Annotated in this window: 3 protein-coding genes; all 3 read left to right on the forward strand. The window is 70.5% G+C overall.

Going from position 1 to position 2,609, the window contains the following annotated elements; translation table 11 throughout:
• Positions 1-329, forward strand: a 329-nt coding sequence (locus ABZ260_RS49775; RefSeq protein ID WP_355632627.1) for an ABC transporter permease subunit, incomplete at its 5' end; no start/stop codon positions are given.
• 3 nt (positions 330-332) lie between these two features.
• Entirely contained in the window at positions 333-1,457 is a 1,125-nt protein-coding gene (locus tag ABZ260_RS49780; RefSeq protein WP_355632630.1) for an ABC transporter ATP-binding protein, read from the forward strand.
• Positions 1,454-2,464, forward strand: coding sequence for an ABC transporter ATP-binding protein (locus tag ABZ260_RS49785; protein WP_355566271.1), 1,011 nt, complete (start codon positions 1,454-1,456; stop codon positions 2,462-2,464). Before ABZ260_RS49780 ends, ABZ260_RS49785 begins: the two co-directional genes overlap by 4 nt.
• The last annotated feature ends 145 nt before the right edge of the window (positions 2,465-2,609 follow it).

Here is a 2,609-nt window from a genome sequence, read left to right on the forward strand (position 1 = left end):
GGGGACTCGGCCTGTCCACCAGGCACATCGTCGGCAGGGAACTGCTGCCCAGCATGGCCCCCTTCATCGCGATGAACACGCTCATCGCGGTGACCGGTGCGGTGTACGCGCAGGTGGGCCTGTTCTTCCTGGGCGTCCTGCCGTTCGACGCCAACAACTGGGGCGTCATGCTCAACCTCGCCGTGTTCGGCGGCGGCGCGCTGACGACGACCGCCGCGCTGCCGTACATGCTGGCGCCGCTGCTGGCGATCCTGCTGCTCACCCTGGGCATCGTCCTCGTCGTCGACGCCATGGACGAGATCTTCAACCCCCGGCTGCGGGAGGAGTGACCGATGTTCGTACCTGCTGAGAAGGTGTCCATGACACTGGGCGAGCGGCTGTCCGCGGCCGTGGGCGTCCGAAGCGCCGAGGCCGCCCGGAACACCCGCGGTGCCGCGGGCACCCGCGACGCGGAAAGGAGCGGGCCGCCGGGAGTGCGGGTCAGGGACCTGTCCGTCGTCTACCGGACGGCGGCGGGAGAGTTGCCCGCCGTGTCCGGGATCGACCTGGATCTACCGCCCGGGACGATCACCGGGGTGGTCGGCGAGTCCGGGTCCGGCAAGTCCACGCTGGCGCTGTCGCTGCTCAACGCGGTCCAGCCGCCCGGCAGGATCAGGTCGGGCAGCGTGGAGATCGACGGTCTCGGCGACGTCACCCGGTTGCGGGGCGAGGACCTGCGCAGGGCGAGAGGCCGGCACATCGGATACGTCTTCCAGGCCGCCCAGAACTCCCTCAATCCGCTCAAGACCGTCGGCAAGCAACTGCTCGACCTGGGGCGCTCGCACGAGATCCGGGACCTGCGCGGGCTGGTCAGGGACGCCAAGGACCTGCTCGGCCGGATGGGCATGGACGGCGCGCGCGTGCTCGACTCCCACCAGCACGAGCTGTCGGGAGGGATGCGCCAGCGGGTCGGCATCATGTTCGCGCTGGTCCTCAACGCCCACCTCGTCGTGCTGGACGAGCCCACCACCGCACTCGACATGATCACTCAGGCCACGATCCTGCGGATCGTCAGGGAGGTCCACCAGGAGCGCGGGCTCACCACGCTCGTCATCACCCACGACCTCGGCGTGGTGGCCGAGGTCGCGGACCGGCTGGTCATCATGTACGGCGGGCGGGTGGTGGAGCAGGGGCCGACCACCGAGGTGCTCGGCGCGCCTCGCCACCCCTACACCCAGGGCCTGGTCCGGGCCATCCCCCGCCTGGTCGGCGACCTCGGGGAGGCCAGGGCGCTGCCCGGCCGCCCGCCGACGCTTGGGACCGTTCCCTCACGGGGATGCGTCTTCAGGGAACGCTGTGACCTGCGCATGGACGTCTGTGAGACCGAGGAGCCGCCCGCCGTCCCGTACGGCGAGTGGATCGTGGCCTGCCACGCCGTCGCCGCCCGCGACGCGGAGATCAGGGAGGAGAAGGCGTGATCACGGGGCAGCACATCACGAAGACCTTCAGGCAACGAGGAAGCGCGCTCGCCGGACGGGAGGTGAAGGCGCTGCGCGGCGTCGACTTCGCCATCCCGAAGGGCGGGGCGGCGTCGTTCATCGGAGAGTCCGGCTGCGGCAAGACGACGCTCGGACGGATCATCGCCGGGCTGGAGAGTCACGACTCCGGAGAGATCACCATCGACGGCACGCCCATGTCGTCGCTGCGCCCGCGGCAGCGTGAGCCGTACTTCCGCCGCATCCAGCTCATCCACCAGGACCCGTACTCGGCGCTCAACCCGACCCGTACCGTGCACCAGACGCTGGACGCGCCGCTGTCGCTGCGGGCGGGGCAGACCGGCCGTTCGCGGTCATGGGCGGACGGGCGCGCCAGGGAACTGCTGGAACTGGTCGGTCTCGACCCCGGCTACGTGCTGCCCCGCTACCCTCACCAGCTCTCCGGCGGCATGCGCCAGCGGGTCGTCATCGCCCGGGCACTCACCGTCGACCCCGAGATGCTCGTCGCCGACGAGGCCGTCTCCATGATCGACGTGTCGCTGCGGCTCGGCATCCTCGCCCTGCTCAAGGACCTGCGCGAGAACCTCGGGGTGAGCGTGCTCTTCATCACCCACGACGTGGCGACCGCCCGCTACATCGGCGATGACGGCGAGCTGTACGTCATCTACCGGGGGCAGGTCGTCGAGCGCGGCCATGTCGAGACGATCATCTCCGACCCGGTGCACCCGTACACCCAGTCGCTGCTGTCGGCCATCCCGGTGCTGCACGGCCTGGAGCGGCCGGGTGAGCAGCGGGTGACGCCGGCAGGGACGCTCGACGAGAGCCGCCACGACGCGGGCTGCCTGTTCGCCCGGCGCTGCCCGTTCAGCACCGGTCGTTGCGAGTCCGAGCAGCCGGTGCTCGGTCACGGTGGGGACACGCCCCAGGAGCACGCCTGCTTCCACCCCACCCCCCGCAACGTCGTCGCCATGCCGATCGGCCGGTCGTGAACCCGCCGGGGAACGGTCGCGGGACGCACGGGGTGCCCGGGATCCGTGAGCTGACATGGTGAAATCCTTCCCCGAAACGGACGAGACGGTCGGCCTCTGAGGCTCCTACCCGGCAGATGGTGTGGCGAGTCACCTTCATGGCCCG

The sequence above is a fragment of the Streptosporangium sp. NPDC006013 genome, assembly GCF_040614275.1.
In the GTDB taxonomy this organism is placed as follows: domain Bacteria; phylum Actinomycetota; class Actinomycetes; order Streptosporangiales; family Streptosporangiaceae; genus Streptosporangium.